This window comes from Isoptericola sp. NPDC056578 (assembly GCF_042793275.1).
Taxonomy (GTDB): Bacteria; Actinomycetota; Actinomycetes; order Actinomycetales; family Cellulomonadaceae; genus Isoptericola.
The window spans coordinates 69,851-95,976 of sequence record NZ_JBHTVC010000012.1 but is presented as its reverse complement, the minus strand read 5'-3'; the positions used below and the strand labels follow the sequence as shown (position 1 = coordinate 95,976).

Here is a 26,126-nt window from a genome sequence, read left to right as displayed (position 1 = left end):
GCGGCGGGCCCCGCCCCCCCCGCGCGCGGGCACGGCCGTCCTTCCGTCCACGCAGGTGAGCGCTCACAGACCAGGAGCAGCCATGACCGACCGCCAGAACACCCGAGCCCTGCGCCGCGCGCCCGTCGTCCTCGGCGCCGCGGCCGCGCTGCTCGCGACCATCGCCGTCCCCGCCGGGGGCGCGACGGGCGCGGGCGGACCGCCCGACACCGACGTCGGGCTCCAGCGCCCCTTCGCCCTGCCCGGCTACGTCGAGCGGGACGACAACGGCGCCCTCCTCGTCGGCGAGGGCGAGAGCCGGTTCGCCCTCCGGGTCGACCTGCTGACGTCCGCCGGGAAGCTCGTCCGGGAGAACCAGGGCCTTCTCAACAACGTCGCCCACGTCGGCCCGGTGACCGTGGACGGCTCGTACTACGAGGTGGAGATCAGCAGCGACGACCGCTCCATCACCCCCGACCGCCTCGGGGCGCTGCGCGAGATCCTCGACCACCCGGACGAGTGGTCCGCCGAGCAGGTGGAGCAGGCACGCGAGCAGCTGCCGACCCTCCAGGCGCGCTACGACCAGACGCAGCGCGACAAGCAGACGATCGTCCTGCGGTTCGCCCGCACCGCGCCGAACACCCTGGTCGGGTCGGTCACGGCACGCGACGCCGACGCCACCGTCTTCCTCGAGGCCGCGGCGCCGTGGGACGAGGACAACTCCTACGAGGTGACCGAGCGCGGCGTCCGCGCCACCGGGGTCGGGCTCGACGACCCGTCGGAGATCGGCCACTTCGCCCTGCTCCCGACGCAGGCGCCGGACGAGGCCGCGGCCTACGCGTCGGAGGACGACCTGGTCGCCGCGATGCAGGGCGAGGAGAGCGCCGCGGGCGACGCCGCGGCGGCCCTGCGGTACGACCTCGAGGAGGGCGAGACGATCACGTTCACCACGAGCGTGGCGGACGAGCCCCCGACGGCTCGCCCCGGCCGCGGCAGCATCCTCGGCACCCTCGCCCGGGCCCGGGCGAAGGCCGACGAGGGCACCCTCAGCGGGAGCGGGCCGGCGGGCCGCGCGGCGACCGCGATGCGCACCGCCATGGCCCTCAACGCGAACTACGACGAGCTGTCGCGCCAGAGCTTCCTCGTGTGGGGCTGGGGCCGCGGCGGGTCGGAGAACGACTCGATCTTCACCGGCTGGGACTCCGCCTGGGACGCGATCACCGCGCTCACCGTGGACCCGGACCTGGCGCGCCAGCACGAGCGGGTGCTGTTCGCCTCCGGCGGGCCGCGCTACGACCAGCTGCACGCGGGCCCGATGCACGCCTACGCCGTCAAGCGGATCTACGACGCCACGGGCGACCGCGAGCTCGTCGAGCAGGCGTACCCCGCGCTCGTGGAGTTCTTCGACAAGCTGCCCGAGTGGGACGTGAACGACGACGGGCTCCTGGAGGCGCCGTACGAGGCGGACCCGAGCAAGATCGGCAACCACCTCGGCCTCGACGACCTGCCCCTCTACCTCGCGGGCGACCGCGTCGCCAAGGAGGGCGGCAGCGGCGACGAGCGCGACAACACCGACCTCACCGACGTCGCGCTGACCTCCTACTACGCGCTGATGGCCGACTCGCTGACCGAGCTCGCCACCGCGCTCGACCGACCCGACGACGCCCGCCGGTTCAGCGCCGTCCTGGCGCGGACCAAGCGTGCCGCGAACGACACCCTCTGGAACGACGAGCGCGGCATGTACCTCGACCGCAACCTCGACGGGACGTGGGGGAACGTCGTCACGCCCACGATCTTCTACCCCCTGTTCGGCGGCCTCGCCACGCCCGGGCGCGCGCAGCGCACGGTGGAGGAGAACCTGCTCGACCCGGAGCAGTTCTGGGGCGAGTACGCGATCCCGAGCATCAGCCGCGACGACGCGGAGTACTGCGCGAACGGCGACGTCTCCACGACGACGTCCGACGAGTACACGTACTACGTGGGCTGGGGCGAGGAGAACACCTGCGAGCAGTGGCGCGGCGCCGTCTGGCCGCCGATGAACGCGACGGTCTACGACGGCCTCAAGCGGTACGGGCTCGACGAGGCCGCCGGCGAGCTGGCGGCGAAGAGCACGAGCATGTACCTCGACAGCTGGGACGAGAACGGCTTCTTCCCCGAGTACTTCGACCCCGAGCCCGGTCAGGTCATCAACGCCTCGGCGGTGGACAGCGCGTGGCGCTACTACACCTGGTCGAACGTCATGCCCCTGATGGCCGTGCACGAGCTCGTCGCCGAGGATGCGTGGGGCCGGCCCGGGTCGGTCACCTTCGGCTCGCACGCCCTGCCGGGCCGCAACTCCGTGGACGACGTGCGGGTGGGCGGGCACACGTACGCCGCGACGGTGAGCCCGGGTGCCACCGTGCTGGAGCGGGACGGGCGGACCGTGTTCCGGTCGACCGGCGGGCGCGTCGTCGTGCGCGACTTCGCGCCCACCCGCGACGGCGCCTGCTTCGACGTCAACGCCACCGGCACCGCGCGCCTGCAGGTGACGCCGCGACCCGGCACCACCCTGCGCGCCACGGTGCGGGAGGGCAGCTCGCACGTCTGCCTGTGACGCCGCACCGCCCCGGCGCCCGGCCGTGATTCCCGGTCACGGCCGGGCGCCGGCCGTCGTTCCGCCGTGCGCCGCCACCAGCTCCGTCCCGAGGCGGGCGAGCTCCGCGCGCACCTCGGCCGGACCGACGACGTCGGCCTGCGCGCCCCAGCCGGCCAGGTGGCGCGCGACGTCGAGCGGCGTGGGCGCGGCGACCCGCACGGTCACCCGGCCGGCGTCCCGGGCAGCGGGGTCGGCGGCGGGGTCGGCGTCCGTCACGACCGTGTGCCGCCCGAACTGGGCGCGCAGCACGTCGACGTGCTCCGGGGCCACGCGCACGGTGGCCCACGTCGCGGACCGCTTCGCCTCGACCTCGCCGACGACGCGGTCCCACTCGGCCTGCAGGTCGACGTCGTCGGGCACGACGGCGGGCTCGTCGGTGAGGTCCAGCGCACCGATGCGGTCGACGCGGAACGTGCGCGGGCCACGGTCCGTGCCCGCGATCAGGTACCAGGCGCCCTCCTTGTCGACGAGCCCCCAGGGGTCGAGGACGCGCCGCGAGGAGCGTCCGGTCGCGCCCGTGTAGTCGATCCGCACGCGACGGCGCTCGACGACGGCGCGCTGCAGCGCGTCCACCTCCGGCGGCCGGGTGCGGCCGGCCGCGCTCCAGCCCTCGCGGTCCACGACCACGGCCGCGGCGGCCGCCTCGGCCTCGGCCCGGAAGGTGGAGGGCAGGGCGCGCACGAGCTTGCGCAGCGCCGCCCTCGCGTGGTCGGACGACGCCGCCCCCGGGCCCGCGAGCAGGAAGAGCGCCCGCGCCTCGGGTGCCGTGAGGCCGCTGAGGTCCGTGCGCGACCCGCCGAGCAGCGACCACCCGCCGCCGCGGCCCGGCTGCGGGTAGACCGGCACGCCCGCGGCCGACAGCGCCTCGAGGTCCCGACGGGCGGTCGCCACCGAGACCTCGAGCGCGTCGGCGAGCTCGGCCGCCGTCACGCGGGGGCGTGACTGGAGGTGGAGCAGCACCTGGATGAGTCGGTCGGCGCGCATGGTCCGAGACTGCCATGAAAAGTGGTCAGCAGGTGAGCACTTTGGACGGAAGAGTGGTGCTCACGAGGTCACCGGGCCTCGACCACACCGACCGATACCTACCCACACACCGAGCACGGGGAGCCGACATGCTGCGCGGACTGACCACCATCACCTACCTGGCCGACGACGTCGCCGCCGCCCGCGACTGGTACGCCGAGGTGCTGGGCGCCGAGGCCTACTTCGCCCGCGAGGCCGGCGGGGCGCTCGCCTACGCGGAGTTCCGCATCGGCGACTACCAGCACGAGCTCGGGATCATGGACCGGCGCTTCGCTCCCCCGCAGCCCGACGACGCCGCGGGCGCCGTCGCCTACTGGGCGGTCGACGACGTCCGCGGCGCCTTCGCGCGGCTGCTGGAGCTGGGAGCCGCCTCCTACCAGGAGCCGATCGAGCGCGGCCCCGGGTTCGTCACCGCGGCCGTCGTCGACCCGTTCGGCAACGTGCTCGGCGTCATGGAGAACTCCCACTACCGCGACGTGCTCGCCTCCCTGACGTCCTGACCCGGGCGCCCGACGCCGTCGAGCGTGACCAGGCGGTTCCAGGTCGCGACCCAGTCGCGACCGAGCGTCCTGGCCACCTCGCCGCGCGGGGAGAACTTCAGCGTCGCCAGGTCGAGGCCGGCGGCCTCGACGGAGCCGGGCTTGCTGAGGTTCGTGTTGATCCGGTCGCTCCAGGTGTCCAGCCGGTAGGTGGCGGCGGGGTCGGCGAACGAGCTCTGGCCGAACTCGTACTCGCCGCCCCCGATGATCACCGACCGGTCGAGCACGTTGCGCGCCGGCACGTAGACCGAGTCCGGGTCCTCCCAGACCGTGGCGCGGTCGCAGCCCTCGGCGACGCCGTAGTCCGCGGCCCGGCAGTCGACGCCCGTCGCGGCGACGCGCGGCACGTACCAGTCGTCGATCTGGGGGAACAGGATCTTCGCGCCGTCGGAGTACCTGGCCCTGCCGTCCGTGTAGTGCGTGCGCCAGCGGGCGACGTCCTCGGGCGTGGCGCTGTACTTCTCGCCCTCGCGGACGTCGAGGAAGGCGTTGAAGCGGCTCTGCACCACCCAGCCGTTCGCGACCGGCAGGCCGCGCTCGCCGTTGCGGTGGTACAGCTGGTCGTGGCCGGTGCGGTCGACGTCCACGAACACGTTGTCCGTGGCGGTGTTGCTGTGCCCGGACTGGAAGAACACGCCGGAGTGCGCGTCCTTCACGACGTTGTGGTGGAACCGCATGCCGGAGACGCCGTCGTCCATGTAGAAGGCGTCGTTGGAACCGCCGATCCGCTCGAAGAAGTTGTACGCCACCTCGTTGCCCAGGTAGGTGTAGTCGCGCCCCGTGTAGACCACGCCCTGGTCGCCGGCGTTCGTCACGAGGTCGGCGAAGTAGTTGCCGTTGACCCTCATGTCGTTGCCCATGATCTGCACCGCCATGTGCGGCGCGTCGTGGACGTAGTTCTTCTCGAACGAGTTCCCGACGCCGTACAGGTAGCCGGCCGGGGTGTACGTCGCGAGCTGCGAGAAGCGGGCGATCTCGTTGTTCCTGGCGACGTTGTCGCCGCTCTCCAGGGAGCTGCGGTCGCCCCCGCCGAGCAGGACGCCGCCGCCGCCCAGGTCGTGCAGGAACGAGTTCTGCACGACGTTGTCGTGCCCGCCCCGCACCGTCTCGTAGTCCGGCAGGGCGGTGATCGACTCGGTGGTCTCGCCGATCCGCACGGCGTCCATGCTGACGTTGGAGATCTCCACGTCGTCGATCAGCGTCCTCTCGGCGTCGAGCAGCTGGACGCCGCTGACCAGCGAGTCGGACAGGCGCAGCCCGCGGATCGTCACCCCGGTCGTGCCCTCGAGGCGGAAGAGGTTGTCGTCGAAGGCGCGCAGGGTGATCTGCTTGCCGTCGACGGCGTCACCGGCGGGCTTGAAGTACAGGACGTCGTTGTCGTCGTAGCGGTCGACGTAGTACTCGCCGTCGGCGTCCAGCTCGGAGAGCACGTTCACGGCCTTGACCTTGGTGTAGTCGTCGCGCGGCCAGTACATCGACGGGTACTTCGCGTACATCGTGGTGCCGCTCCACGACAGCATCCGCACCATGTCGTTCGCGTAGTTGTTGCCGAGGTAGCCCGACAGCCACCCCTCGGTCTCGTAGCGGGTGTTGTCGATGTCGTCGACCCACGCCGGGTCCGCCTGGACGGGGACGTCGGCGTACTCGCCGAACCCGCGCGTGCCGCGGTCCTCGATCGTCGGCACGGCCTCGGGCGCCCACCTCTGGTACCGGTCGCCGTCGAGCAGGCGACCGCCCACCTCGTACAGCGGCGGCGTCATCGCCCGCATCTCGTCCTGCGACCAGGTGTCGCGCTGGGCCGGGTCGTCGAGCTGCTGCTTCTTGTCCTCGAACTGCGCCCGCGGGGTCGTGCCGCTCGCGGCCCAGTCGTTCTCCTCCCCGAACCGGTGCACCAGGTCCGGCTGCGTGAGGTCGCCCTGCCCGTCGACCTTCCACTTGGCGCCGTTGCCGTACAGGTAGCAGCCGTCGTCGGCGCCGGTGCAGCCGTCGCCGTTGGGGTACTCGGCGAGGGTCTGGGTCTCGCCGTCCACCACGAGCTCGGGCGCGAACGGCTGCGGCAGCCAGTTGAAGCCGTTCTTGTAGAGGGTGCCCGGGTCGACGCCGGCGGCGCCCAGGTCGTAGACCCACACGCCGTCGCGCAGCTCCGGGGTGTCCAGGCGGGCGTTCGACGACAGCGCCGGGTCGGCCAGCTCGTCGGTCGAGAGGTCGGAGAGCCGCTGCCAGCCGTCGGTCGCCAGCTCGTGCGCCCCGGTCACCCGGACGTCCTCGCCCCGGTACGCCCGGTACGTGACCCACGAGTTCGCCCGGCCCTCGAGGTCGATCGCGTCGTCGAGCACGTACTCGCCGCCGCGGATCTCGACCGTGCCCGGCCGGGCCGCGCTGGTGCGGCCGGCGAGCGCGTCGCGGCCGGCCTCGATCGTGCGCAGCGGCGCGCCCTTCGTCCCCGCGGCGGTGTCGTCGCCGTCCGGCGCGACGTAGACGACGGGCCCACGCCCCGTCCCGGAGCCGGGCGGGGCCGCCACCGCACCTCCCGCAGTCGTCGCCACCATCGCGGCGGCCGCGGCCGCCGCGGCCAGTCCCCTGAACGTCCTGCCAGCATGCATGCGAGATCCCCAATGATCAGACATATGACATGTTCATAGTGGCGACGATCGTCCGTGCTGGCAAGACCATGCGTCGGACCTGGGGTGTAGACACGGGGGGGACACCGACGTCCCGCCCGCAAGGAGGCCCGTGATGACGCCCGCCCCTGAACCGCCCCCGAGCCCCGGCTCCGTACCGGACGACGACGCCGTGCTCGCGCGCCAGGTCCTCGACGACGGGAAGTACCTGGTCCTCGCCTCGGCGGACGCCGAAGGGGACCCGTGGGCCACGCCCGTCTGGTTCGCCCGCGAGGGGCGGGAGCTCGTCTGGGTCTCCCGCCTCGGCACGCGTCACTCGACCAACGTCGCGGCGCGTTCCGCGGTGGGGATCGTGGTCTTCGAGACCCCGGTGCCCGTCGACGGGCGACCGCGCGCGGTGTACGCGGAGGCCACGGCGGGCGAGGTGCCGGAGGCGGACCGCGAGCGCTGCCTCGCGATCTTCGACCGCCGCTCCCGCGCCGAGGGCCTGGCCCCGTGGACCCTCGACCGCGTGGTCGCGCCCGCGGAGCTGCGCCTCTTCCACGCCGTCGTGTCGCGACTCTTCGTGCTCGAGCCCGACCGCGACGTCCGCCGCGAGGTCGATCTCGACCTCTAGCCCGCGCCCTCGCTCACGCCGTCAGCACGAGCACGGCGAGCGCGACGGCGAGGATCACGTCGAGCACGCCGCAGAACTCCGCGAGCGAGCGGGCGACGACCCGGCCGGTGCGGTGGTGGTAGGCGTCCCAGGCGGCGTGCCCGAGCAGCCCGACGGCGACGACGAGCCCGCCCGCGGTGGCGTCCAGCCGGACGGCGGCCAGCGCGGCGGCCCCCAGGACGAGCATGGCCGCGGCCTGGAGCGGCAAGGACCACGCAGGACGCCTCCGCCCGGCCGCGAGGCCCACGACGGCCAGCACCACGGCGAGGCCGATCATCCAGGGCGTCGGGTCGAGGTCGGTGACCTTGGCGACGCCGATCAGCACGAAGGTCACGCCGAACGCGGGCCACGCGGCGGCCGGCCGGCCGAGCGCGGCGGCCGCCAGGTAGACGAGGCCGGAGGCGGCGAGCACCGGCGCGACGTCGCGCGCGTCGGCGAGCCCGATCGCGGTCGCCGCCGCGACGAGCACCCCGAGCGCCGCGGGCCACACCCTGCCGAACACCGAACGCCGGTCGGCCGCGGCCGTCGACGTGCCTGCCGCCTGGTCCTGGGTCATGGTCTTCTCGCTCTCGTGCGTGCGAACCGCGTGAGGTGAACCGCTGACGATCGAGCGCGATAAACTGTACACACTTGTTCGAGTTAGCGGAAGGGCGGACGACGATGCCGCACACCATGACGTCACCGGCCGCGCCGGCCACGCCGGTCGAGCTCCGGCCCGCGACGGCGGACGACACCGACGCCGTCGCGCGGATCTGGCGCGAGGGCTGGGCGGACGCGCACCTGGGCCACGTGCCCGACGCGCTCGCGGCGGCGCGCACCCCGGCATCGTTCCCGGAGCGCGCCCGCGAGCGCGTCGCCGACACGACCGTCGCGGCGCGCCGGGGGGCCGTCGTCGGGTTCGTCATGGTCGCCGGGGACGAGGTGGACCAGCTCTACGTCGACCGCGCGGGCCGCGGCGGCGACGTCGGCGGCGCCCTGCTGCGCCACGCAGAGCACGCCGTCCGCGCCGCCGGACACCCGCACGCGTGGCTCGCCGTCGCGACGGGGAACGCGCCCGGCCGCCGCTTCTACGCACGCCAGGGCTGGGTCGACGCGGGCCGGTTCGCGCACCGGGCGCCGGTGCCGGGAGGCGCGGTCGAGGTGGACTGCCACCGCTTCACGAGCCCGGACCGATAACCTGGACACCACTGTCCGACCTTGGAGGAGCCCGTGGCCACCACACCCGCCCAGACGACGGAGACGACGGGCAGGGGCCCGGCCAACGACGGCCGGGACCGCGCGAAGCGCGCGGACGCCGTCCGCAACGTCGAGGCGATCCTGGCCGCGGCCACCCGGGTGCTGGCGACCGACCCCGACGCGAGCATCAACGAGATCGTCAAGGCCGCGGGCGTCGGCCGGGTCACCCTCTACGGGCACTTCGACTCGCGGGCGACGCTCGTGCGCGAGGTCGTGGACCGCGCGATCGCCCAGACCGACGAGGCCATGGGGCGGATGGACCTGGGCGGCGACCCCCGGGACGCCCTCGGCCGCATGCTGGAGGCGACCTGGCACCTGACCCACCGGTTCGGGGCGCTCGTGGTGGCCGGGTCCCAGGTGCTGCCGCCCGACGAGATGCGACGGGCCCACGAAGGCCCGATGACCCGCGCGCGCGGCGTGCTCGAGCGAGGGCGAGACGTCGGCGAGTTCCGCGACGACATGCCGATCGACTGGCAGCTCACTGTGATCCAGGCGATCCTCCACGGCGCCTCCGCCGCGGTGCACCGCGGCGAGATCACCGCGGAGGAGGCCCCGGCGCTCGTCCGCGGCACGACGCTCGCCGCCCTGTCCGCCTGACGCCGCCCCTCCCGGAAGTCACCCGCACACCCCTCTTGTCGAACACGCCTGTTCGAGTTAATTTACTCGAACAGGTGTGTTCGACTTATTCGTGCTCGACTCATCGAGGGACCGTGCCATGACCCCGTCAGAACAGCCCGCTCCGGAGAAGACCGGCCAGGACCCGAACGGCCAGGACCAGACCGCCGCGCCCGATCCCCGGCGCTGGCGCATCCTCGCGCTGCTCGGCATCGCCCAGCTGATGCTCATCGTCGACGTCACCGTGGTCGCGATCGCCCTCCCGGAGATGGGCGCCGACCTCGGCCTCGACCGCTCCGGCCTCACCTGGGTGGCGAGCGTGTACGCCCTGGTCTTCGGCGGGCTGATGCTGCTCGGCGGCAAGGCCGCCGACGTCCTCGGGCCACGGCGCGTCGTGCTCGCCGGGCTCGCGCTGTTCACGCTCGCCTCGCTGCTCGCCGGGCTCGCGAGGTCGCCTGAGCTGCTGCTCGCCGCCCGCGGCCTGCAGGGCGTCGGCGCGGCGGCCATGTCGCCCGCCGCGCTGTCCGTCATCGTGCGCACGTTCAGCGGGCCCGAGCTGTCGCGCGCCATCGGCGTCTGGTCGGCGCTCGGCGGCGCCGGCGCCGCCGTCGGCGTGCTGGTGGGCGGCCTCCTCACGTCCGGCCCGGGCTGGCCCTGGGTGTTCTACGTCAACGTCCCCGTCGGGGCGCTGCTGCTCCTGGCCCTGTTCCGGTGGGTGCGGCCGTGGCCCGGGTCGGGCGGGCGGCTCGACGTGCTCGGCGCCGCCCTCGCCACCGGGGCGACCGCCGCCGTCGTGTTCGGGCTCGTCACCGCCGGCGACTCCGGCTGGCTGAGCGCGCCGACCCTGGTCGCCCTGCTCGTCGGCGTCGTCGGGTACGTGCTGCTCGCGCGTCACCTGCGCGCGTCCGCCGCACCCCTCGTGGACCCGGCCATGCTCACCCGGCGGCCGGTGCTGCGCGGTCTCGGGCTGATCTTCGTCGCCACGGCGCTGATGATCTCCGTGTTCTTCCTCGGCTCGTTCACGCTGCAGCAGCTGCACGGATTCAGCCCGCTGGACACGGGGCTGACGTTCCTGCCCGTCGCGGTGGGCACTATCCTCGGGTCGAGCCTCGCCGGCCGCGCCCTGCCCCGCCTCGGGGTGCGCACCGTGTCCGTCGCCGGGCTGCTGGTGGCCGCCGTCGGCCTGGCCGCGGCGGCCGGCATCTTCTCGATGACGGTGCTCGTGGTCGGCATCACCGTCGCCGGGTTCGGCGTGGGAGCCGTGTTCGTCGCGGCCGCCGGGAGCCTGTTCTCCGCCGCCCAGCCGCACGAGGCGGGCGTGGCCTCCGGCGCGCTGAGCACGTTCCACGAGTTCGGCGCCGCGACCGGTGTCTCGGCCGTGTCCAGCGTCGCCGCCGCGGCCCTGGTGGACCCCGGGTTCGACACGTTCGCCACCGGCTACTGGTTCGCCGCCGTCGTCGCCCTGGTGGCTGCGCTCGCGTCGCTCGCGCCGGCCCGGGACGGTCGCTGACGGGACTCATCACCGGGCCGGGCCGGGTGATATCTCGCCGTCGCATGGCCGCTCGCCGGGCGGAGAGAGACGCTGGGTGCTGCCGCACCCGCCGCGCGCGGGCCCATGCCAGCCCGTCCGTCGCGGCCGCACGTGCCGCGACCGACAGGGCTGGCACCGTCGCAGGAGGACCTCGATGACAGAGCAGCAGGTGGGACCGATCGACTACCTCGTCCTGGAGTTCCCCGGCGCGAGGCTGCAGGGCAAAGGGCTGGCCGCGCTCCTGGACCTCGTGGAGCGCGGGATCATCCGGATCCTCGACCTGCGCGTCGCGAGGGTGACCGACACCGGCGTCGTCGGGGTGGCGCTCAGCGACCTCGACGACGACGGCCAGCTGGACCTCGCGGTGTTCGAGGGGGCGACGTCCGGGCTGCTCGACGACGACGACCTGGCGCGCGGCGCCTCCCTCGTGGAACCGGGCAGCGCCGTCGGGATGATCGTGTACGAGAACACGTGGGCGGGACCCTTCGTCGCCGCCATGCGCGAGGCCGGCGCGGAGGTCGTGTCCAGCGGCCGCATCCCGGTGGACGACGTCGTCGCGGCGCTCGACGCGCTCGAGGAGGAGTGAGATGGGACTGCTACGAGGGGTCGCCCGGACCGCGGTGGTCGCGGGCACCGCGACCGCGGTGTCGAACCGGGTGTCACGACGTCAGGCCGGCCGCTGGGCGGCGCAGGAGCAGTACGCGGAGCCCCAGCCGCAGTACGCGCTGCCGCCTCAGCAGTACGCGCCGCCGCCCCCGGCCCCGGCGGCTGCAAGCGGCGACGACGTCATCGCGCAGCTGGAGAAGCTGGGCCGCCTGCGCGACAGCGGCGTCCTCACGGACGAGGAGTTCGCCGCCCAGAAGGCCAGGCTGCTCGGGTCCTGACGCGGGAGCCCGGCGAGAGGCGTCCGGCTCAGCCGCGCCCCGCGCCGCCTCGCGCGGCGAGCTCCTGGAGGAACGTCGGGATCCGGCCGGTGCCGAAGTCGTAGTAGCGGGCCCAGGTCGGCACGACGGCGATTCGCGCCATGCGGTCGTAGAGCGCGCGGCAGGCCTGCTCGAACTGCGCGAGGTCGTCGCCGGCCATGCCCTTGCCGGCGGCGGCGAGGTACTCCGGAACCACGCCGTCGACGATCGTGATCTCCGCGCGGCCGCGCACGGACAGCGACCGCGCCCCCGAGGGCGCGTCGCCGTCCACGAGGGACAGAGCCACCTCCGGGCGGGCCCGGAGCGCGGCGACCTTGGGCGCCGTCTCCGCCGTGGAGAGCACCAGCTCCCGGCCGGTCCACCAGAACCCCGCCGGCACGACCCGCGGCGTGCCGTCCTGCGCGGTGTAGGCGAGGTGGAGGGCGGACGGCGAGTCGAGCAGCTCCGTCGCGTCCGCCAGCTCGCCGTCGATCTCCTGCTGCTCCATCGCGTGCATCCCTCCGTCGGAAGCGGCGCCGGTCGCCGCCCTCTCCCCGGGGACGGAGCGGAGCGCGCTCTCTCGACATCGAACCGCGGGACCGCACCGAGCGCGCGACGGGCGCCCTGGCGGTACACCTCTCACCAGGGACTCCCCCGCCCGCCGTCGAGGGCGTTGACTGGGTCCCGAGCCGGTGCCGCACGGGCGCCGACCGCCACGTGGGAGGAACGACATGACGACGCTCGCCATCATCGGCGCCGGCCCCGGCCTCGGCCTGTCCGTCGCCCGACGCTTCGGTCGCGAGGGCTTCTCCGTCGCGCTCGTCGCGCGGGACGCCGCGAAGCTGGACCGGCTCGCGTCAGGGCTGCGCGACGACGGCGTCACCGCCGCCGGGTACGTCGCCGACGCGCGCGACCGCGACGCGCTGACCGCCGCGCTCGACCGGGCGGCCACCGACCTCGGCCCCGTCGAGGTGCTGCAGTACAGCCCGCTCCCGGCGCGCGAGTTCATGAAGCCCGCGCTCGAGACCACCGCCGAGGACCTGGTCGGCCCGCTCGAGATGTCCGTGCTCGGCCCCGCCGCCGCCGTCCAGCACGTGCTGCCCGGCATGCGCGCGCTGGGCCGCGGGACCGTGCTGTTCCCCAACGGCGGCAGCGCCGTCCGGCCGCGCGACGCCGTGACCGGCACGTCCGTCGCCTTCGCCGCCGAGAGCGCCTACGCCCGGCTGCTGCACGAGGCGCTCGCGCCCGAGGGCATCCACGTCGCGCAGCTGATCATCCCGCTCGGCATCGGCGGCGGGGAGCCCGACCACGACCCCGACGCCCTCGCCCAGCGGCTCTGGGACCTGCACGTCGAGCGCGGCGAGTTCCGCACCTTCGTGCGGCCGCTGGACTGACCCCCGACGGCCCGGCCGTGCGCCGTCAGCGGCCGGTCCCGGCGTCGTCGCCCGGGAGCTCCGCGGTGACCAGCGGGTCGGAGTGCATGTGCACGATCCGCCAGCCGTCCTCGGCGCCGGTAGACCTTGGTGACGCGGCGCTCGCGGACCACCCGTCCGCCGGTCGCGGACCGGGAGTGGATCTCCTCCACGTGCACCGTCCAGGCGGTGTCTCCGTGGACGTGCTCGTCCAGCTGGTCGAGCCGCCGGTAGACGCCGTCGCCGTACACGACGGCCACGGCGGCGAGGCGGTCACGCACCTCGTCCCAACCGTGCGCGACGCCGCCGAACGCGCCCAGCAGCGAGACGTGCGGTGTGTGGTCCCACAGCCGCTGGAAGTCGCGCGGGTCACCGGCCACCAGCGCGGCCAGCGCGGAGCGCTGCGCGGCCTGGAAGTCGGCCCACGTCGACACCATCGTCATGACCTCTCCGGGATGAGGGGTGAAGGCCGCGGTGCGACCGCACGCGCCCTCGGGCCTCCACGTCACCACACGGACGGCGGCGGTTCAACCCCGCCGCCCGCCCGGGAACGGCGCCGCCCCGCACGACGCGCGCACGGTCAGCCGCGGCAGCAGGCTGAGGTGCCGCGGCGGGCGGGGGCCGGCGCCGTCCGCGGCCATCCGGTCGACGAGCAGCCGCAACGACTCCTCGCCGACCTCGCGCCGCGGCGGGGTGACGGAGGTGAGAGGGACGACGGCGAGCTCGGCGTTCTCGTCGTCGTACGCGACGACGGCGAGGTCGCCCGGCACGCGCAGCCCGCGGTCGAGCGCGCCCTCGACGAGGCGCGCCGCGTGATGGTCGGTGTGTGCGACGACCGCCGTCGCGCCCGCCGCGACGCACCGGTCCAGGGCGTCCTCGACGGCCGCGGCCAGCGCGATCGGGTCCCCCTCCTCCCCGACGTCGAAGGACACGTCGGGCCCGGGCTCCAGGCCGAGGCGCGTCTGCGCCGTCGCGAACCCCGCGCGCAGGTACGGCGCGGTCGGGGTGCGGTCGAAGACGGCGAGCGCGATCCGCCGGTGGCCCAGGCCGTGCAGGTGCTCGACGGCGAGGATCCCGCCCTGGGCGTGGTCGGTGCGGGCGAGGTCGAGCTCGCTCAGGCCGGTGTCCCCGTCGAGCTGACGCTCCATGACCACCAGCGGCACGGGGACCGAGCGGAGCCAGGACGCGAGCTCGGCGACCGGCCGCTCGCGCGTCGTCGGCGCGATGACCAGCCCCGAGACTCCGAGGGAGACGAGCCGGTCGACCTGCGCCACCTCCACCTCCGGCCGGTACTGGGACACCCCGAGCACCAGCCGCACGCGCAGCGTGGGCGCGACCGCCTCCATCCCCCGCACCACGGAGCGGAAGTACGACGTCGTGTTCGGCACGACCAGGCCCACGAGGCTGCGCGCGGGCCGGGGCGCCGGGGCCGCGTCGCCGGCGACCGCGCCGCCGTGCACCCGGCGGAGCTTCCCCGCGCCCTCCAGGGCGACGAGGTCGCGGCGCATCGTGATCTCGGAGACGCCGAGGCGGGCGGCGAACTCCGCCGACCGCAGGCTGCCGCGCAGCGCCAGCTCGCGCAGCACCAGCTCGTGCCGCTGGCGGGCCAGGTGCATCGCCGCTCCCTCGTGTTCCGCGTCGCCGGCAGAGTATCCCGGCCGTCACCCGTCGAAGGCGGCGGCCCAGTCCGCGGGGGCAGGCAGCGGCGGGTCGTCGACCCCCGCGAGCCGGAACAGCGTGGGGCGCACGGTGGTGACGAACTGGTGGGTGGCGTTGAGGTCGCCCTCGTCCAGCCCCAGCCCGAGGCGCACCGCGTTCGGCGCGGCGACGGACGCGCCGACGTGCCGCGAGAAGCCGCCGTCCGCGCGGGCGAAGCCCACCGCGTTGCGGGTGGTGATCGCGACGAGCTCGGCGACGTCGTCGTCCGGGACGCCGCCGAGCTGGCCGCCCACGACGTCCACCAGCTCCACGGGGTTGCGCAGCCAGCACGCGTCGACGCACGGCTCGGTGCGGATGACGTCGAACGCCGCGGCGTAGATCTCGCGGGCCAGCGGCACCGGTCGTCCGACCTGCCGGCAGAACAGCGCGAGCTTGAACGCCCCCGACAGCCGGTTGTACGGCACGCCCTCGCCCGCGAACCCCGTGGCCGGGTCCTGCCGGGCGCGCACGTGCGCGAGCGCGGCGTCGACGAGCGGCTCGCACCGCTCCGCCGGCAGCAGCGCGAGGAGCGACCCCTGGGCCTGGAGGTTGTCCTGCGCGAGCCACGAGTCGTCCCACGGCCGGCGCTCCAGCCACTCCTCGAACGCCGCCACCGACGCCACGTGGCGCGTGAACGGCGTCGTGCCCGACGTCGCGTCCGGGAGCGGGTGCGACGGCGCCGCGCCCAGCCGTCGCAGCGCCGTCGTCGACACGTCGAGCGCGCGGCCGCGCAGCCGCTCGATCTCCCGCATCTCGTTCTGCCGGTCCAGGAAGTAGCCCGTCTCCGCGTCCTGCCGGTCCTGGAAGTACCGCACCAGGGCGGCGCGCACCGTGGGCGGCAGGGCGTCGAGCAGGCCCGCCCGGTCCACGACGTTCACCGCGAACGCCGTCGATTCCAGGTCCGCCTCGAACTCCGGGCGGGTCCGCGAGCTCGCGGCGTAGTAGAACCCGCCGCGCTCCGCGTCCCACAGCGTCGGCAGCCACGCCAGCAGCCCGTCGAAGAGGCGGTCGAACCGCGCGAGGTCCTGCGCGACGGCGTCGGTCGGCGTCGTCATGACTGCCCCACCGTGCTCTCGGCGAACGAGAACCACTGGGCGACGAGCTCGTCGACCGTGAGACTGCCGTACTGGAGCTCGTCACTGAGCCGGACGAGCTCCGCGTTGAGCTCCCCGATCCCTTGGACCGGCACCGGGGCCGGCTCCGTCACGACGTCGGCGACGTCCTTCTCGAACCGGACGACCCGTTCGTCCACCGATCCGGGCTCGACCTCGATCGCGTCGATCTGCGCCTGGGTCGCGGGGACACCCTTCGACGTGCCGAAGATCTTCCCCACCTCCGGGTCGTTGACGAGGAAGTCGATGAGCGCCGCAGCGGCGTCGGGCTCCGTCGTGCTGCTCGAGGCCGAGAGCATCATGCCCGGCTTCCAGAACTGCTGCGGACCGTTCGCTCCCGAGGGCATCGGCAGCATCCGGACCTCGGCGCCCGTCTCCGCCTCGTACGAACCGAGGAAGTTGTCCCAGGTCATCGCCGCGACCTGCTCACCGGCCATGAACCCGTCCAGGGGCTCGATCTGCTTGGCCTTCTTGATCGGGAAGAGGGCTCCCGCGTCGCGGAGCGGTTGCCCTCGGTCGAGCCACCGGGTCATCTGTGCCTCGTCGAAGTTCAGCCGCCCGTCGTCGGTGAACGGTTCGACGCCCTGCTGGATCAACCACTGCAGAAGGAACCAGAGCTGACCCGTGTAGTCGCTGAGTCCGTACCGGACCGGGTCATCACCGGCGCCCGCCCTCGAGGCCTCGGCGATCCACGCGTCCAGGTCGTCCCAGGTGTACCCCTCGGCCGGCGGGTCGATCCCGAGCTCGTCGAGCAGGTCCGCGTTGTAGAACAGCGCCAGCGTGTTGGTGCTGATCGGGATCCCGAACTGTCGGCCGTCGATCTCACCCGAGGCGAGCAGCGACGGGTCGACCCCGTCGAGGTCGAGATTGATCCCCGCCTGGCCGTCGAGGTCCAGGAGCTGGCCCGTCGACGCGTACTGGCGCACGTACTGGAGGTCCATCTGGACGACGTCGGGAAGCGCGCCGCCGGCCGCCTCCGTGGCTCGTGCGCCCCAGTAGTCGTCCCAGGACTGGAACTGCGTCTGCACGGTGACGTTCGGGTGCCGCTCCTCGAAGACGTCGATCGCCTTCTCGTACAGGTCCGCGCGACCGTTGTCGCCCCACCAGGCCATCGAGAGGGTGATGTCCTCGTCCGTTCGCAGCTTCTCCGCGGAGCCCGGCTCGGCCGTCCCCGGTCCGCCGCCGCACCCCGTGAGCGTGAGTGCTGCCGCGGCCAGCGCCGCCGTCGCGCCCGCGGCCTTGCGCGCCAACCTCATGAGAGCCTCCTCGCTCGTCGACCATCCGCACCCGGCGACCCCGCCGGCGCGACTCGAACGGTAGGTCTCGACGTGGTGCCGCCGGACGGAACGAGCGGCGAACCGGTCATTTCCGATCGTGCGGGGATGACGACGGCGGGCGCCGCCGGCGCACTACTCCACGGAGGTCCGGGGCGCACCGGCACGCGGCGCAGTGACCCACGTCGCGACCACCAGCCCGGCACCCCACACGACGGCCGCCACGCCCCCCGCCGCACCCAAGCTTCCGAGCACGTCGGGGCGGAGGAGGGAGGCCACCCCGAGCCACACCGCCGACAGCGCCACGCACGTGGTCGGGAGCACCCAGCCCGCCGGATGGACGGCCGCGAGGCCGGCGACGAGCGCCAGCCCGAGGGGCAGCGCGGCTTGGACCGGCCAGTGCGGGAGTCCCAGGGTGATGTCGTCCGGAAGCCCTCGCCAGGTGGCGGCCACCGCCATCCCGGCATAGCCCGTCCAGGCCCAGGCGCCGACGGCGGCCCACGCCCCCGGCCACCAGTCCCGCACGCGAGGGCGGGGCACAGGAGGAAGCCGGCGCCCCGGGACGACCAGCGGGGCCGCCGACCCGAGGACGCCGAGCGCGACGACCAGATGACCGGGCGTCCCGCTCAGCGCTGCCGCCACGACGATCGCCAGCCCCACGAGCGCGAGCTGGAGCGCAGCGACGTCGCCCAGCCTCGGCCAGATCCCCGCAGCCACGAGCGGGACCGCCACCAGCACGGTGAACAGCAGGCCCCAGCCGGTCGCGAGCAGGCTCATCGGGACCCATTCCGGGCCGTCGAAGTAGCTGGTCAGGTCGATGATCCCGAAGAACAGCACGCTCCAGAAGATCCCGAGCACCACCGCCAGCGGCCGCAGGACGGGCGGTCGCGCCGCGACGGCCGGCTGTGTCTCGTCAGCCGACGTCATGCGCCTTCGGCTCCCCCGACACGGCCCGCATCCGGAGCTGCGGGGGACACGGCCCGGCGCGTCGCGGCGCCGCCCCGGATCCGAGCGAGCCGGCGACCGTCCCAGCCGCGGTTCTTCACGACACGGGGATGCGCCCCGAGCCCGTCGAGGGACAGGCCGCCGACACCGGTGCCCACTGGTGTTCGCACCTGCAGCCCCTTCCGTGTGACAGCCCTCCTGCGGATCGTCCGTCCGAGGCTCCGCGCATGCACCGCACAGGGCCTCAGGGGCGAAGGTTTCACCCACAGCGCACGCACCGATGAGATTGTCCACAGACACCCGGGCAACTGAATGGCGATCTGCTCTACAGTGACCGCGACGTCACCGCCGACAGGGAGCACCGTCATGACCCGCAGCCGGGCCATTCTCGCCGCCACCTCCATCGCCGCTGCCGCCGTGCTCCTCGTCGCCGGTTGCGACGACGACCCGCCCGCCACGCCGTCGGCCGAACCCACCGCGACCGACGTGAGCCCCTCGGCTTCACCGTCGCCCAGCTCCTCCGCCGTGGTCGTCGCGCCCGAGCGGCCGAAGAAGATGGACGACGACGGCCCCGCAGGCGCCGAGGCTGCAGCCGTGTACTTCCTCGAGCTCGACGACTACATCATGAAGACCGGGGATACCGCTGAGTGGGAGGCGATGTCTGGCAAGGCCTGTGGCTTCTGTGATGCACGGCTCGAACAGGCGCAAACAATCGCTAAGCGAGGCGACCGCTTCGAAGGTGGCGCAACGCGAGCCCGGGCCCTACACACCTACGAGCAGGACGCAGTCACCGGAATCTGGCCGGTCGACGTGGAGACAAGGGAGGATCCGTGGACGATCACGGATTCCAACGGCGAAGAACTCGCGTCCGATAAGGCGGTTGTCGCGAAGTCGCGCGTAGAGGTGGCACGCAGATCAAGCGACTGGATCGTGGTCGGAGTTATTAACGACCAGGAGAACTGACATGCGGCTTGCAATCTCCAGCCTGGTTCTCGCGGTTGTGCTCAGTTCGAGTGCTGCGAACGCACCCGAATACGAGGGCAAGTCTAAGAACGATGACGACAGTGTGACTGTTGAAGCAACTGCAGACGCCTGGAAGCCAAGCTCGGGCGGTCGTGAGCCCGCCAATGACGAGCCCCAGGACCGCTACGCCCGCACCGATGCGGTGACGTGCGGGACTCTGGGCGAAGAGCTGGACTCCCTCAGCGGGATCGTCACTGCACCGGGTGCGTGCCCTGAGGGCACGGACGTCGTGGAGATCACCACGCCGTGCGAGGACGGCGAGTACACCCTCGACGCGCTCTGGGTGCAGCGCGTCCAGGAGGACGGCACCTACGACGACGCCGAACAGCTGTCGGACGATCAGTGCGTCACGCCCGCCGACATCGCGGCCCAGGCGCGCCGCGAGTTCAAGTCGATGAAGATCGCAGCCCCCGAGGCGACGGTGCAGGGCAACCCGCCCATGGTGGTCAACGTCCACTACCCGGCGTACACGTCGGCCGCGTCCCTGGACCGCACGGTCACCCTCCTCGGTGTGCCCGTCGTCCTGCGCGCGGAGCCCACGGAGTACACGTGGGACTTCGACGACCCGTACTCGTCCACGGGCAGCACGCTCACGACCACGTCCCCCGGTCGCCCGTGGCACGAGGGCGACGCCACCCCGGACGAGAGCTGGGTCGGGCACACCTACAGCCAGCTCGGCACGCCCGGCGAGGACGCGGGCACCGGCGTCGACGACAAGGGCAACGTGTACCGCGCGGGGGTCGCCGTCACCCTCACCACGACCTGGCAGGGCCGCTTCCGCGTGCAGGGCACCAGCGACTGGATCGACATCCCGGGCACCATCTCGACCACGAGCACCACCGACCCCACCACCGTGACCGAGGCACGCACCCGCCTCGTCTGCGAGGACCTCGAGGGCAACGCGACCTGCTGAGCCGCCGCGGCCGCGCCTCGACGCCGTCGCGGACGACGGCGTCGAGGTGCGGCGGGCGCCGGGCCAGGGGGCCCGCGCTAGATCACGCTGCGCCCCTCGGCCCTGGCCTTGCGCAGCTCGCGGTAGAACGCGCGGCTGATCACGAAGAGCACGCCGGCCACGACGACGGGCCCGACGAGCACGTACACCGTCAGCAGGAACGTCATCAGATCCCCTCTCCTGCCGCGACGGGCTCGCCCCGTCGCGGCTCCTCGGCCGGACGGCTCGCAGCCGTCTCCTCCTCGTCGAAGTTGCCGGTGCGCTCCTTGATCAGGGCGAAGTCGAACCGGTCCTTGCTCAGCAGCGTCAGGGCGACGCAGACGATCGTGCTGACCGCGTAGGCCACGAGCGAGCCCGACAGCACCGGGTAGGTGTGCAGGAACCCGATCGCGAACGGCGCGGCCGCCACCGTGGCGACCGTCCCGACGATGAGGGCGACCCGCTTGCCGAAGAAGCCGAAGGCCATCAGGCCGAGCACGATCCCGATGCCGAGCGTGGACAGGACGTCCGACGCGAGGCCCAGCCCGCCCGAGAGGTCGACCCACGAGAAGCGCACGGGCAGGAAGCACGCGAGCCCCGCGACGACCGCGGCGCTGAAGGCCACGTTCGTGACCCGGTCCCAGTAGAAGCTCGCGATGACGGGGAACACGAGGGCGCCCCACAACGCGCCGACGAACACGAGCAGGTCGAGGATGTTGAACTTCGACCCCGCGAACACCAGTCCCGCGGCGATCGAGATGACCATCGTGATCCGGCCGATGAGGACCATGGTCCGCGGGTTGGCGCGCTTCTTGCCGGCGACGTTCTGGCCGTAGATGTCGGCCATGACGATCGACGAGAGGGCCGTCAGGTCGGAGTCAGCCGTCGAGGAGAGCGACCCGATGATCATCACGAAGAACAGGCACAGGAGCGCGGGGTTCAGGTAGTTCGCGGCCATCTGCGGGACGAGGTTGTTCATGTCCCCGCCGAGCGGCTCGATGCCCGCGTACAGGGCGATGACGCCGAGCATCCCGATGCCGATGATCGTCGCGCCGTAGCCGAAGGTCGCGGTCACGAACGTCTTCTTGATGAGGTCCTCACGGACCGCGAACAGCCGTTGGGCGATGGTCTGGTTGCCGATCGCGTAGGCCAGCACGGCCGCGATGTACGGGGCGCCCTGGTTGAAGAACGCGTCCGAGGAGAAGAAGTCCTTCTGCTGTGCCGTGAGGTTCGCCGCGCCCGTCTCGAACAGGCTGGGCCCGCCGGCCGCGAAGAACACCACGGGGATGATGACCACGACCGCGCCCAGCAGCGCCACCACCTGGGCGAAGTCGGTGAGGACCGACGCCCGGAAGCCCGACCAGAGCGTGTACAGGAGCACGCCGGCCGCGATGGCGACGATGCCCTGCGTGAAGGTGTAGGGCGTGAGCATGGCGACGAGGGCGCCGCCGGCGATGAGGTTGGACGTGAGGCTGATGACGCTGCCGAGCACGTTGGACCCGGCGAGCATGAGCTGGCTCGAGCGGCCGTGGCGGGCGAACATCACCTCCGCGATCGTGTGCGCGCGCGGCGCGACGGCGCGGATGCGGCGCCCGAACGGGTAGATGAGCAGGATCATCAGCGCGCCCCAGAGCCCGTAGTGGATGGGGCCGGAGACGCCGTAGGTGTAGCCGGACGTGGCGGAGGCGTACATCGACGACGCCCAGATCCAGGTGGCGGTCATCGACGCCGCGGAGATCCCGAAGCCGATCTTTCCGCCGCCCGTCATGTAGCCGTCCGCGTTCTCCTTCTTGCGGCTGATGCGGACCGACATGTAGAAGCTGCCGCCGAAGAACAGCAGCAGGATGAGGATCACGATCGGTCCAGGGATCTGTTGCAGGTTGCCCAAGGGGTTCTCACTCTCTCGTCAGGGAACCGGAGGCCCGTTGCGGGTCCGGCGGGACGGGGACAGCGGGAACGACAGCTAGGCGGGCGGCACTCGCCGGGGGCAGACGGGGCGGCACGCACAGGGCAGTGCGTACCGTGCCGGCTGGGTCGACAGCACGACGCTCCTTCCGTTCGTCAACCGTCCTGACCAGGGCGCACGGCGATGCGCCGCGGTCGGGGCGTGCGGGTGCCGGCGCACGGAGGGGCCGGCGGTTCGTGACGGGGACCAAGCGGGAACTCTCGCGAGAGCGCGCCGACGAGACGTGGTGTCGGGGTTCCTCCGGGCGCGGCACAGCGCGCCGGTCAATGGCCGTCGGTCACGTTTATACCACAAAATGGACACATTATTCCCAGGGCGCCACCGACCAGAGGACGCGGGGAATTCCCGTCGCCCACGACGCGCCGTCCTGCCAGACTCCCGCGCATGACGACCGACGACGGGCGCGACGGCGGCCCCGGCCCGACGCCCTCCCTCCGCACCGCGCGGGTGCTGCGCGTCAGCGAGACCGCCTGCGACGTGTGGCACGACGGCCGCGCCGCCACGGTCCCGTTCGCCGCGACGGTCCCGTCGCCGCACACCGAACGCTTCTCCCCCGGCCACCTGGTCGCGATCGCGGCGCCCGCCGGCGGGCACGACGTCGTCGTGTGGCGGTGGTACGACGCCGTCGTCCTCGACGATGAACGCGACGGGTCGGTGCGCCTGTGGGAGCCGGCGCACGGCGAGGTCCTCGCACGGCCGCGCCCCGGCTGCCCCCACCTCGAACCAGGCGTGCGCGCCTACGCCTCGGCGGGCCTGCCCGGCGCCGACTGGTGGGTGGCAGCGGCCGTCGGCACCGGCGACTCGGTCCCCCCGGTCGACCTCGACGAGGTCGACGAGCTCTACACGAGCAGCGGGCTCTGGGCCGCGGCCCTCGGCTGAGGTGCCGAGGTCATCTCACGTCACTTCACCGCGCCCCCGAGCGCGCCGGCGGCGATGTACCGCTGGGCGAGGACGAGGAGCACGATCGCCGGCACGGAGGAGATGACGGCGCTCGCCATCACGGGCCCCCAGCTCTGGACGTTGCCCTGCAGGTAGTCGTAGATGCCGAGGGTGATGGGCTTGATGTCCGCTCCCGTGGTGAGGGTGAGGCCGAACATGAAGTCGCTCCACGCGAAGAGGAAGCTGAACAGCCCCGCGGTGATGAGCGAGTTCTTGCTCACGGGCACGATGATCGACCAGAACGCGCGGAAGTGGCCGGCGCCGTCGACGCGCGCCGCCTCGGTGAGCGCCGGCGGGATGGACCGCATGAACGCGCTCATGATGAGGATCGCGAACGGGATGCCGTGCGTGGCGTTCGCGAGGATCAGGCCGACGTACGTGTTGAGCAGGCCCAGGTCGTTGAACAGCGTGTAGAGCGAGTTCGCGATGACGATGCCGGGGATCATCTGCGCCAGCAGCAGCACGAACAGGAAGATCCCCATGCCGCGCAGCCGGAACCGCGACAGCGCGTAGGCGGCGGGCGTCGCGATCACCAGGGACACGAGCACCGCGCCGAGGGCCACGATCATGCTGGTGACGAGGTTGCCCGTCTGGTCCTCCCACGCCCGCTGGTAGCCCTCGAACGTGACGTTCGTCGGGAAGAACGAGCTGTTCGCCGCCGTACCGCCGCCCTGGAGGGACACGTTGACCATCCAGTAGACGGGGAACAGCATGACCGCGAGGAGCACGATCCCGACGATCGTGTACCGCAGCTTCCGGGCGTCGGTCGTCTGATTCACGATGAACCTCACTCATCCACGGCGCGCTTGTTGACGCGCAGGTACACGACGGCGAACAGCAGCGACACCACGATGAGGATGTTGCTGACCGCGGCGCCGGTGCCGAAGGAGAACTCCTGGAACGAGCGCCGGTAGGAGTCGGTGGCCAGGGTCTGGGTCGCGTTGGCGGGTCCGCCGCCGGTGAGGCCCAGGATGATGTCGAGCACCTTGAGCGTGTAGATCACGCCGAGCACGAGGACGACGCTGACCACGGGCCGCAGGTTGGGCCACGTGATGTGCCAGAACGCCTTGGCGCCGGTGGCTCCGTCGAGGGCGCCGGCCTCGTAGAGCTCGTCGGGGATGTTCTGCAGCCCGGAGTACAGCAGCGTCATGTTGAACGGGATGCCCACCCAGACGTTCACCAGGACGACGGCGACGAGCGCGACGTCGGGGCTGGTGAGCCAGTGGACCGGCGCGATGCCGATCGAGCCCAGCGCTTCGTTGAGGACGCCGCCGTCCTGGTCGAGGATCCACTTCCACACCGCAGTGCCCGCGATCATCGGCAGCAGCCAGGGCAGCAGGAGCAGGGACCGCAGCACGTTCCCCAGCGGAAACCGCCGCTTGAAGAACAGGGCGAACAGGAGCCCGATGACGAACTGGCCGACGATCGAGCCGACGGTGAACAGCGCCGTGTTGAGCACGGTCGTGCGGAACAGGCTGCTCGTGACGACCTCGACGTAGTTGTCGAGCCCGACCCACGGCGCCTCGCCCGAGACGAAGGTCCGCACGGTGTAGTCCTGCGACCCCATCACGAGGTTCTTGACGATCGGGTACCCGAAGAACACGAGCACGTACGCGATCGCCGGCACGAGGAACAGCCACTGGGCCGTCCGCTCGCGCACCCGGGCGCGGCTGCACCGACGGTCGGCACTGAGACCGGGCGCGACGACGGGCGCCGGGCCGGCGAAGGTGGTGGTCATCGTCGATCCTTCCTCGGTGACGACGCGCGCGACGTCGGCGTGCGCATCAGTGCTCCGTCGCCCGCTCGAGGGCTTCCGCGGGAGGCTCGCTCCCGGTCAGCGCGAGCTGCTGGGCGGTGTAGATCTGGGTGGCGGCGCCGGGCCAGTCCGGCCCGAGCAGCGCGGTGCGCGACCGGGCGGTCTGCACGGTGTCGACGAACGTCGCCACGACCGGGTTCTCGGCGGCCGCCTCGGCGGCGACCTCGGTGTCCGACGGGACGGCGCCCCGGCCGGTGGCCATGGCGAGTTGGTGCTCGCCGCGGGTCACGCAGGCGACGAAGTCGCCGGCCTTCGCCATCTTGTCGGGGTTCCCGGTGCGCGGGACGGTGAACGCCTCGCCGCCGAGCGGCGCCTCGAGCGTGTCACCCGCCTCCGGGACGGGCAGCGGGACGGCGGCGTAGTCGAGGCCCTCGGCGGCCTCCAGCGCGGGCATGTTCCAGGGCCCGTTGACCATCATGGCGGCCTTGCCCGCGATGAACTGGTCGTTGACGTCGTTCTGCGACCAGTTGACGACGCTCGACGACGCGTACCCGTCCTGCACGAGGCCGTCGACGAAGGAGAGCGCCTCGACCGCCTCGGGCGACGTGAGGTCGTCCTCGTCCGCCCCGTTGCTCCACAGGTAGGGCAGGAACTGCCAGGTGCCCTCGAACGTGTTGGCGGCGCTGAACGCGAGGCCGTAGCGCCCGTCGGTGGTCAGCGCCTCGGCCGCCGCACGGAGCTCGTCCCAGGTGGTGGGCGGCTCGATCCCCGCCTCGGCGAGCGCGTCGACGTCGTAGAACAGGCCGACCGTGTTGACGACGGGCGCGATGCCGTACAGGTCGCCGTCGTAGGTGCCCGCGTCGACGACGCCCTGCGGGAACCCTTCGCCCGTGATGCCGTAGTCGGTCAGCGGGCTGAGCGCGCCGGACGACGCGATCTGCTGCACGTCGGGGTTGTCGAGCATGAGGACGTCGGGGAGCGTGTCGGACGACGCCTGCTGCAGCACGGTCGCGATGAGCCCGGAGCCCGCCACGTGGTTGGCCTGCACCTTCATGCCGACTTCGGCGGCGCAGGCGTCGTAGACCTCCTGGTAGACGGGCGCGCTGGTGTCGGACAGCGTGTCGGTCACGACGAGCGTGCCGTCGTCCGCACGGGCACCGCCGCTGCAGGCTGACAGCCCCAGGACGACGACGGCGGCCGACGCCGCGCCGACGGCGGTGTGGGTTCGTCGCACAGTCGTAGCTCCTTCGCTCGGTTCACGTGACGGCGAGGTTAGGCACGACCCGGCGAGGCTGTCAAAGCGCTTTACCAATCTCGTCCGGCTGTGTGATCAT

Annotated in this window: 25 protein-coding genes; 12 read left to right on the top strand and 13 right to left on the bottom strand. The window is 72.8% G+C overall.

The window, feature by feature from the left end; all coding sequences use genetic code 11:
• Window positions 1-82: 82 nt before the first annotated feature.
• On the top strand, window positions 83-2,572 hold the full coding sequence (locus ACFQ80_RS07305; protein ID WP_430563170.1) for an amylo-alpha-1,6-glucosidase: 2,490 nt from the start codon (window positions 83-85) through the stop codon (window positions 2,570-2,572).
• Window positions 2,573-2,608: 36 nt separating this feature from the next.
• Here the strand turns inward: ACFQ80_RS07305 and ACFQ80_RS07300 are convergent, their stop codons facing one another.
• Window positions 2,609-3,598 (bottom strand): helix-turn-helix transcriptional regulator, encoded by a 990-nt coding sequence (locus ACFQ80_RS07300; protein ID WP_430563169.1) that lies wholly within the window; start codon window positions 3,596-3,598, stop codon window positions 2,609-2,611.
• A gap of 128 nt (window positions 3,599-3,726) precedes the next feature.
• Between ACFQ80_RS07300 and ACFQ80_RS07295 the strand changes: the two genes are divergently transcribed.
• A complete protein-coding gene (locus ACFQ80_RS07295; RefSeq protein WP_430550242.1) occupies window positions 3,727-4,137 on the top strand; it encodes a VOC family protein in 411 nt (136 codons plus the stop codon).
• Here ACFQ80_RS07295 and ACFQ80_RS07290 read toward each other — a convergent pair.
• Window positions 4,104-6,779, bottom strand: a complete 2,676-nt coding sequence (locus ACFQ80_RS07290; RefSeq protein WP_430563168.1) for a right-handed parallel beta-helix repeat-containing protein — start codon at window positions 6,777-6,779, stop codon at window positions 4,104-4,106. The two genes, ACFQ80_RS07295 and ACFQ80_RS07290, sit on opposite strands and share 34 nt — an antisense overlap.
• Window positions 6,780-6,912: 133 nt before the next feature.
• Here ACFQ80_RS07290 and ACFQ80_RS07285 point away from each other — a divergent pair, with 133 nt between their 5' ends.
• Window positions 6,913-7,413 carry a pyridoxamine 5'-phosphate oxidase family protein gene (locus ACFQ80_RS07285; protein ID WP_430563167.1) on the top strand — a complete coding sequence of 167 codons (501 nt, stop codon included), beginning with the start codon at window positions 6,913-6,915 and terminating at the stop codon, window positions 7,411-7,413.
• Window positions 7,414-7,426: 13 nt separating this feature from the next.
• On the opposite strand, the gene ACFQ80_RS07280 is transcribed toward ACFQ80_RS07285, so the two are convergent.
• The gene (locus tag ACFQ80_RS07280; RefSeq protein WP_430563166.1) at window positions 7,427-8,008 is read right to left on the bottom strand and encodes a hypothetical protein; all 582 of its coding nucleotides are present in this window, start codon (window positions 8,006-8,008) and stop codon (window positions 7,427-7,429) included.
• 116 nt (window positions 8,009-8,124) lie between these two features.
• On the opposite strand from ACFQ80_RS07280, the gene ACFQ80_RS07275 reads away from it, so the two are divergent.
• The 5 genes from ACFQ80_RS07275 to ACFQ80_RS07255 all read left to right on the top strand — a co-directional run bounded on the left by ACFQ80_RS07275 (window position 8,125) and on the right by ACFQ80_RS07255 (window position 11,718).
• Complete coding sequence (locus ACFQ80_RS07275) at window positions 8,125-8,628, top strand: GNAT family N-acetyltransferase (RefSeq protein ID WP_430563165.1); 504 nt, start codon at window positions 8,125-8,127, stop codon at window positions 8,626-8,628.
• A 33-nt stretch (window positions 8,629-8,661) separates the two neighbouring features.
• A complete protein-coding gene (locus ACFQ80_RS07270) occupies window positions 8,662-9,285 on the top strand; it encodes a TetR/AcrR family transcriptional regulator (protein ID WP_430563164.1) in 624 nt (207 codons plus the stop codon).
• A gap of 118 nt (window positions 9,286-9,403) precedes the next feature.
• Window positions 9,404-10,813: an MFS transporter gene (locus tag ACFQ80_RS07265; RefSeq protein WP_430563163.1), complete on the top strand. Its 1,410-nt coding sequence runs from the start codon at window positions 9,404-9,406 to the stop codon at window positions 10,811-10,813.
• 175 nt (window positions 10,814-10,988) lie between these two features.
• Complete coding sequence (locus ACFQ80_RS07260) at window positions 10,989-11,420, top strand: DUF6325 family protein (protein ID WP_430550249.1); 432 nt, start codon at window positions 10,989-10,991, stop codon at window positions 11,418-11,420.
• Between the two features lies 1 nt (window position 11,421).
• Window positions 11,422-11,718: an SHOCT domain-containing protein gene (locus ACFQ80_RS07255; protein ID WP_430563162.1), complete on the top strand. Its 297-nt coding sequence runs from the start codon at window positions 11,422-11,424 to the stop codon at window positions 11,716-11,718.
• A gap of 28 nt (window positions 11,719-11,746) precedes the next feature.
• Here the strand turns inward: ACFQ80_RS07255 and ACFQ80_RS07250 are convergent, their stop codons facing one another.
• A complete protein-coding gene (locus ACFQ80_RS07250; RefSeq protein ID WP_430550251.1) occupies window positions 11,747-12,244 on the bottom strand; it encodes a pyridoxamine 5'-phosphate oxidase family protein in 498 nt (165 codons plus the stop codon).
• A gap of 223 nt (window positions 12,245-12,467) precedes the next feature.
• Here ACFQ80_RS07250 and ACFQ80_RS07245 point away from each other — a divergent pair, with 223 nt between their 5' ends.
• On the top strand, window positions 12,468-13,130 hold the full coding sequence (locus ACFQ80_RS07245) for an SDR family NAD(P)-dependent oxidoreductase (RefSeq protein WP_430563161.1): 663 nt from the start codon (window positions 12,468-12,470) through the stop codon (window positions 13,128-13,130).
• 545 nt (window positions 13,131-13,675) lie between these two features.
• Here ACFQ80_RS07245 and ACFQ80_RS07240 read toward each other — a convergent pair.
• The 4 genes from ACFQ80_RS07240 to ACFQ80_RS07225 all read right to left on the bottom strand — a co-directional run bounded on the left by ACFQ80_RS07240 (window position 13,676) and on the right by ACFQ80_RS07225 (window position 18,159).
• Entirely contained in the window at window positions 13,676-14,764 is a 1,089-nt protein-coding gene (locus ACFQ80_RS07240) for a substrate-binding domain-containing protein (protein ID WP_430563160.1), read from the bottom strand.
• A 45-nt stretch (window positions 14,765-14,809) separates the two neighbouring features.
• Window positions 14,810-15,901: a hypothetical protein gene (locus ACFQ80_RS07235; protein ID WP_430563159.1), complete on the bottom strand. Its 1,092-nt coding sequence runs from the start codon at window positions 15,899-15,901 to the stop codon at window positions 14,810-14,812.
• Entirely contained in the window at window positions 15,898-17,214 is a 1,317-nt protein-coding gene (locus ACFQ80_RS07230) for an ABC transporter substrate-binding protein (RefSeq protein ID WP_430563158.1), read from the bottom strand. Before ACFQ80_RS07230 ends, ACFQ80_RS07235 begins: the two co-directional genes overlap by 4 nt.
• A gap of 153 nt (window positions 17,215-17,367) precedes the next feature.
• Window positions 17,368-18,159 carry a hypothetical protein gene (locus ACFQ80_RS07225; protein ID WP_430563157.1) on the bottom strand — a complete coding sequence of 264 codons (792 nt, stop codon included), beginning with the start codon at window positions 18,157-18,159 and terminating at the stop codon, window positions 17,368-17,370.
• 384 nt (window positions 18,160-18,543) lie between these two features.
• Here ACFQ80_RS07225 and ACFQ80_RS07220 point away from each other — a divergent pair, with 384 nt between their 5' ends.
• Together ACFQ80_RS07220 and ACFQ80_RS07215 are read left to right on the top strand one after the other, a co-directional pair.
• Window positions 18,544-19,140, top strand: a complete 597-nt coding sequence (locus tag ACFQ80_RS07220; protein WP_430563156.1) for a DUF6318 family protein — start codon at window positions 18,544-18,546, stop codon at window positions 19,138-19,140.
• A gap of 289 nt (window positions 19,141-19,429) precedes the next feature.
• Window positions 19,430-20,113, top strand: a complete 684-nt coding sequence (locus ACFQ80_RS07215) for a hypothetical protein (protein WP_430563155.1) — start codon at window positions 19,430-19,432, stop codon at window positions 20,111-20,113.
• A gap of 77 nt (window positions 20,114-20,190) precedes the next feature.
• Here ACFQ80_RS07215 and ACFQ80_RS07210 read toward each other — a convergent pair whose 3' ends face one another.
• Window positions 20,191-20,319 (bottom strand): putative transporter small subunit, encoded by a 129-nt coding sequence (locus tag ACFQ80_RS07210; protein WP_430563154.1) that lies wholly within the window; start codon window positions 20,317-20,319, stop codon window positions 20,191-20,193.
• Window positions 20,319-21,944: a sodium:proline symporter gene (locus ACFQ80_RS07205; protein WP_430563172.1), complete on the bottom strand. Its 1,626-nt coding sequence runs from the start codon at window positions 21,942-21,944 to the stop codon at window positions 20,319-20,321. The genes ACFQ80_RS07210 and ACFQ80_RS07205 overlap by 1 nt, the downstream gene beginning before the upstream one ends.
• A 537-nt stretch (window positions 21,945-22,481) precedes the next feature.
• Here ACFQ80_RS07205 and ACFQ80_RS07200 point away from each other — a divergent pair.
• Window positions 22,482-22,976, top strand: a complete 495-nt coding sequence (locus ACFQ80_RS07200) for a hypothetical protein (protein WP_430563153.1) — start codon at window positions 22,482-22,484, stop codon at window positions 22,974-22,976.
• Window positions 22,977-22,996: 20 nt separating this feature from the next.
• Here the strand turns inward: ACFQ80_RS07200 and ACFQ80_RS07195 are convergent, their stop codons facing one another.
• From ACFQ80_RS07195 to ACFQ80_RS07185, 3 genes are all read right to left on the bottom strand, one after another.
• Window positions 22,997-23,749 carry a carbohydrate ABC transporter permease gene (locus ACFQ80_RS07195; protein WP_430550381.1) on the bottom strand — a complete coding sequence of 251 codons (753 nt, stop codon included), beginning with the start codon at window positions 23,747-23,749 and terminating at the stop codon, window positions 22,997-22,999.
• Between the two features lie 74 nt (window positions 23,750-23,823).
• Entirely contained in the window at window positions 23,824-24,774 is a 951-nt protein-coding gene (locus ACFQ80_RS07190; protein ID WP_430563152.1) for a carbohydrate ABC transporter permease, read from the bottom strand.
• Between the two features lie 46 nt (window positions 24,775-24,820).
• The gene (locus tag ACFQ80_RS07185; protein WP_430563151.1) at window positions 24,821-26,026 is read right to left on the bottom strand and encodes an extracellular solute-binding protein; all 1,206 of its coding nucleotides are present in this window, start codon (window positions 26,024-26,026) and stop codon (window positions 24,821-24,823) included.
• Between the last annotated feature and the right edge of the window lie 100 nt (window positions 26,027-26,126).

Coding starts and splice junctions, on each gene's coding strand:
- ACFQ80_RS07230 (WP_430563158.1), bottom strand. CDS start 17,214: ATGAGGTTGGCGCGCAAGGCCGCGGGCGCGACGGCGGCGCTGGCCGCG.
- ACFQ80_RS07205 (WP_430563172.1), bottom strand. CDS start 21,944: ATGTCGGTCCGCATCAGCCGCAAGAAGGAGAACGCGGACGGCTACATG.
- ACFQ80_RS07275 (WP_430563165.1), top strand. CDS start 8,125: ATGACGTCACCGGCCGCGCCGGCCACGCCGGTCGAGCTCCGGCCCGCG.
- ACFQ80_RS07255 (WP_430563162.1), top strand. CDS start 11,422: ATGGGACTGCTACGAGGGGTCGCCCGGACCGCGGTGGTCGCGGGCACC.
- ACFQ80_RS07210 (WP_430563154.1), bottom strand. CDS start 20,319: ATGACGTTCCTGCTGACGGTGTACGTGCTCGTCGGGCCCGTCGTCGTG.
- ACFQ80_RS07190 (WP_430563152.1), bottom strand. CDS start 24,774: ATGACCACCACCTTCGCCGGCCCGGCGCCCGTCGTCGCGCCCGGTCTC.
- ACFQ80_RS07240 (WP_430563160.1), bottom strand. CDS start 14,764: ATGCACCTGGCCCGCCAGCGGCACGAGCTGGTGCTGCGCGAGCTGGCG.
- ACFQ80_RS07225 (WP_430563157.1), bottom strand. CDS start 18,159: ATGACGTCGGCTGACGAGACACAGCCGGCCGTCGCGGCGCGACCGCCC.
- ACFQ80_RS07245 (WP_430563161.1), top strand. CDS start 12,468: ATGACGACGCTCGCCATCATCGGCGCCGGCCCCGGCCTCGGCCTGTCC.
- ACFQ80_RS07285 (WP_430563167.1), top strand. CDS start 6,913: ATGACGCCCGCCCCTGAACCGCCCCCGAGCCCCGGCTCCGTACCGGAC.
- ACFQ80_RS07195 (WP_430550381.1), bottom strand. CDS start 23,749: ATGCTGTTCCCCGTCTACTGGATGGTCAACGTGTCCCTCCAGGGCGGC.
- ACFQ80_RS07260 (WP_430550249.1), top strand. CDS start 10,989: ATGACAGAGCAGCAGGTGGGACCGATCGACTACCTCGTCCTGGAGTTC.
- ACFQ80_RS07295 (WP_430550242.1), top strand. CDS start 3,727: ATGCTGCGCGGACTGACCACCATCACCTACCTGGCCGACGACGTCGCC.
- ACFQ80_RS07305 (WP_430563170.1), top strand. CDS start 83: ATGACCGACCGCCAGAACACCCGAGCCCTGCGCCGCGCGCCCGTCGTC.
- ACFQ80_RS07200 (WP_430563153.1), top strand. CDS start 22,482: ATGACGACCGACGACGGGCGCGACGGCGGCCCCGGCCCGACGCCCTCC.
- ACFQ80_RS07290 (WP_430563168.1), bottom strand. CDS start 6,779: ATGCATGCTGGCAGGACGTTCAGGGGACTGGCCGCGGCGGCCGCGGCC.
- ACFQ80_RS07265 (WP_430563163.1), top strand. CDS start 9,404: ATGACCCCGTCAGAACAGCCCGCTCCGGAGAAGACCGGCCAGGACCCG.
- ACFQ80_RS07280 (WP_430563166.1), bottom strand. CDS start 8,008: ATGACCCAGGACCAGGCGGCAGGCACGTCGACGGCCGCGGCCGACCGG.
- ACFQ80_RS07250 (WP_430550251.1), bottom strand. CDS start 12,244: ATGGAGCAGCAGGAGATCGACGGCGAGCTGGCGGACGCGACGGAGCTG.
- ACFQ80_RS07220 (WP_430563156.1), top strand. CDS start 18,544: ATGACCCGCAGCCGGGCCATTCTCGCCGCCACCTCCATCGCCGCTGCC.
- ACFQ80_RS07300 (WP_430563169.1), bottom strand. CDS start 3,598: ATGCGCGCCGACCGACTCATCCAGGTGCTGCTCCACCTCCAGTCACGC.
- ACFQ80_RS07235 (WP_430563159.1), bottom strand. CDS start 15,901: ATGACGACGCCGACCGACGCCGTCGCGCAGGACCTCGCGCGGTTCGAC.